This window comes from Pseudomonas sp. Bc-h, assembly GCF_002080045.1.
In the GTDB taxonomy this organism is placed as follows: domain Bacteria; phylum Pseudomonadota; class Gammaproteobacteria; order Pseudomonadales; family Pseudomonadaceae; genus Aquipseudomonas.
The window spans coordinates 1-3784 of the sequence record NZ_MUIN01000029.1 but is presented as its reverse complement, the minus strand read 5'-3'; the positions used below and the strand labels follow the sequence as shown (position 1 = coordinate 3784).

The 3784-nt window shown below is 59.4% G+C and carries 2 protein-coding genes and 1 pseudogene; all 3 read right to left on the bottom strand.

Annotation, left to right across the window (positions count from 1 at the left end):
* Nucleotides 1-354, bottom strand: a pseudogene (locus BWR59_RS31680) (phospholipase); the annotation flags it as partial.
* Nucleotides 355-1113: 759 nt separating this feature from the next.
* Entirely contained in the window at nt 1114-2238 is a 1125-nt protein-coding gene (locus BWR59_RS31665) for a DUF6396 domain-containing protein (RefSeq protein ID WP_081569602.1), read from the bottom strand.
* A gap of 2 nt (nt 2239-2240) precedes the next feature.
* Nucleotides 2241-3278: a phospholipase D-like domain-containing protein gene (locus BWR59_RS31660; protein ID WP_081569601.1), complete on the bottom strand. Its 1038-nt coding sequence runs from the start codon at nt 3276-3278 to the stop codon at nt 2241-2243.
* Nucleotides 3279-3784: the final 506 nt, after the last annotated feature.

Here is a 3784-nt window from a genome sequence, read left to right as displayed (position 1 = left end):
GGCGTAGTCGATCAGGACCATTTTCTGGTGGTGAGTGGGTTCGGCCGACATCGCCGCCGCACTGCCCATTTTGGTGGTCAGGCTGCGGTCGTCGTCCAGCGCGTGGACGGCCACGTGCCAGAAGATTTCCGCACGCTCGGCGAGGCTGAAGTCGCGGGTGACGAACTCGATGTTGGCGAACGGGTCATCGGTAAGCCAGGCCTTCAGCCGGTGGGCGATCTTTTTCTGCATGAACGGCGAGATGCGCAGGCTGCTGTCCACCGCCTGCCGGTGCCACTGCTGGTCGTATTTGATCTGCCCACTGTTGCGTGAACCTGCCTTGAGCAGGCTCGCCAGATTGCGCCCCGGCGTCATGTTTTCACTGGCCAGCGCGGCGATGCGCNCTTCAACCGGTGGGCGATCTTTTTCTGCATGAACGGCGAGATGCGCAGGCTGCTGTCCACCGCCTGCCGGTGCCACTGCTGGTCGTATTTGATCTGCCCACTGTTGCGCGAACCTGCCTTGAGCAGGCTCGCCAGATTGCGCCCCGGCGTCATGTTTTCACTGGCCAGCGCGGCGATGCGCAGCCCGTCCGACCAGCAGAGGATCCGCACCTTGACGCCTTCGCCGGCTTTTTGCAGCAGCAGCTCACCGATGCACAGCGAGTCGNGCGCGGCGATGCGCAGCCCGTCCGACCAGCAGAGGATCCGCACCTTGACGCCTTCGCCGGCTTTTTGCAGCAGCAGCTCACCGATGCACAGCGAGTCGACGTTGTCGCGCTTGAAGTACATCGACGGCTGGAAGCCCCAGCACACGATGTCGATGCTCTGGGTCGCCGCGAGAATGTCGTCGTACAAGGCGCCGAACGTACGCTCGCCGTTGACCAACGGCTCAAAGGTCGCGTGAGTGGGCGGGTATTCGGTGTCCTCGACGAACCATGAGGTGGTCATCACGGCGCTCATTGCCCGGGAGGTGGCAATGGGCACGGTGGCCGTGCGGNATGAGGTGGTCATCACGGCGCTCATTGCCCGGGAGGTGGCAATGGGCACGGTGGCCGTGCGGGTACGGTTCTGGGTTCGGTCCATGGGTCAGTCCTTTGAAAGGGGGAAGCTGATGAAAAAGTGACCCACGGGCCTAGGCTGTTTTCGACAAGCGCAAACCCGTCGCCGGATCCAGGCCTTTTTCTTCGCTCAGGCGTTGCATCAGCTCATCCGAGGGCTTGGACGGTGGCACAGCGGCGTCGCGGTCTTTTTTCCACTGGAANGCCGGATCCAGGCCTTTTTCTTCGCTCAGGCGTTGCATCAGCTCATCCGAGGGCTTGGACGGTGGCACAGCGGCGTCGCGGTCTTTTTTCCACTGGAACGTTTCATCCCAGTCGGGAAGTTTGGCCGGGGGCAGCGGAACGATCTGGTCGATGTCAGGGACTTTGGCGCCGAGGTTTTCGTAGCGATCCAGAAATTCGTCTATTAACTTATAGCGGCGAGCGCGTTCTGGGTCGGGGGTCAGAGCCATGTAGCGAAGCTCTTCTTTGGGAGAAGTAGTGATGAACCCCCCACCAAGAAAGCGAGCAGCTGAAGCGTTGCCATTTTTTACCGCCTGTTGAAGCGCAAGTAAGGCGCCGGAATAGTCTTTGCCTATTTTTTTAATTAATCCTACCGCTAACGCTGCCTCACCATGGCCCTGCTGCATGGCACAGGTGCGCATGGCGAGAATGACATCGCTCGCTCCAGGCCCGCGCCCGAGCAGTTCTGCCACAAAGTACTGAGCTTCTGGGTTACCTAGATCTGCGGCACGACGATAATACGCTTTGGCTTTGTCCGGGTCCTGTACCACTCCGAACCCTCGATCCAGATAGTGTCCCATGTCGTAATACCCACCGGGTATGCCGCGCTCGATCAGGTCCTCTACCAGATCAAGAGTCTCTACCCATGAGTCCCGAGAAAACACTTGCCCTCGGGACACCAGCGCTTGCAAATTGGTCGACGCTTTGTAATGCCCATGTGCCGCGGCGATTCGGTAATAACGCGCTACCTCGTCGAAGTTCTTAGGACCTGGCCTCAACTGCATATACAAACCATACTTATATAGGTGATCACTTTCCGGCATAAGCTCTGGCAGCTGACTCTCCTCAAGCACACATTCGAATTTCAAATTCTCATACAGTGCCTGCATACTAGGTACTTCTCTCATTCCGTCCTCCTTATCACAACCACTTAAACTAAAAACAAGGACAAACAACAAACGCTTAGGAGAAATCATGATCAATCCAAGTGAGTACGTTTTGGGCTGTCTCGAAAAAACTCGACCAATGAGGCATAAGGTGCTTCGCCTGATGCGTCACCCTGAAGCTTTTTATTACTCTCTTGCCGGCGTTTGTTTACACTAATAATGTCCGTCCAAGCCTTAAACGCCTCCGCCGCCTTATCCTGCGCCCCCATCCCGTTCGTATGCAGATTCCATAAATGCTTTCGCAACGGTCTGCTCACCGCCGGATCTTCCAGGCAGATATTCAGTTCACTGTCCACTTCCATGCTGCGGGTGTTGATGTTCGATGAGCCCAGTGTCGTGAACACGTCGTCGATGATCATCAACTTGCTGTGGATGTACACCGGCAGCCAGTCGTCCGGGGGTGAGTCGGGCGACACCAGGGTGCAGATGTGGACTTTCAGGCCGGGGATGGTTTCCGGCTCGATGGGTTTGCGTTGTTCTTCGGGCAGTTGCCGTTGCAGCTCTGCCTTCTTCTTTTTGGCCGCCTCGACCCGCGCCTTGCGCTGGTTGCACAGCTTTTCCCACTCGACCTTGTCCGGGAAGGCGCGGTAGTAGCTGAGGGCGTCGAGGGATTTCTGCGCGTCGAACAGTTCGGTGGTGGCTTGATCCAGCGCCTTCTGCAGCCGCTCGTCACGTTCCAGGCGYGCCACTTGCGGCATGACCTCGGCGCGGCCCAGCGCTTCGAGCATGCGGTGGGTGTTGATGGTGCCGTCGCCCATGCCTTCGTCGCTGGCGTTGGTGACCACGAACAGGTGCACCGAGCCATGCTGGTCGTGGCTGCGGCCCCACTGCTGCTGGCGCTGAATGCTTTCCTGGAGTTCGTGCGTGTTGATGGTGCCGTCGCCCATGCCTTCGTCGCTGGCGTTGGTGACCACGAACAGGTGCACCGAGCCATGCTGGTCGTGGCTGCGGCCCCACTGCTGCTGGCGCTGAATGCTTTCCTGGAGTTCGTCRGCCAGGGGTTTCCAGCGAAAGTACTGGTTTTCGATGTAGATCAGTTGCGTGGCGTTGTTGATGTCCTGCAGGTACATCCGGCAGATGTCGCGCTTGCCTTCCTGAAACTGGGTNGGGTTTCCAGCGAAAGTACTGGTTTTCGATGTAGATCAGTTGCGTGGCGTTGTTGATGTCCTGCAGGTACATCCGGCAGATGTCGCGCTTGCCTTCCTGAAACTGGGTGCGCAGCACCTGGGCCATCACCCGCGTGCCGGTGTCCGGGCGCATGCGCAACTGGCTCGCCAGGGGTTTGCGCTCGCGCCACAGGTCGACGGCGGTTTCTCGCTGCCAGCCCTGGCAGAAGTTGTGGCACAGGTANCGGGCGCATGCGCAACTGGCTCGCCAGGGGTTTGCGCTCGCGCCACAGGTCGACGGCGGTTTCTCGCTGCCAGCCCTGGCAGAAGTTGTGGCACAGGTAYTCCAGCACCGGCCCGGTCAGGCGRCTGGAGATGTCCTGCCGCGGGCTCGGGGCGTTGCGCCCGCCTTGTGCGGAGCGTCTCAGGTAGCTGTGATCGTCGCGGTCCCAGTAGGCGTCGAGGGTGTT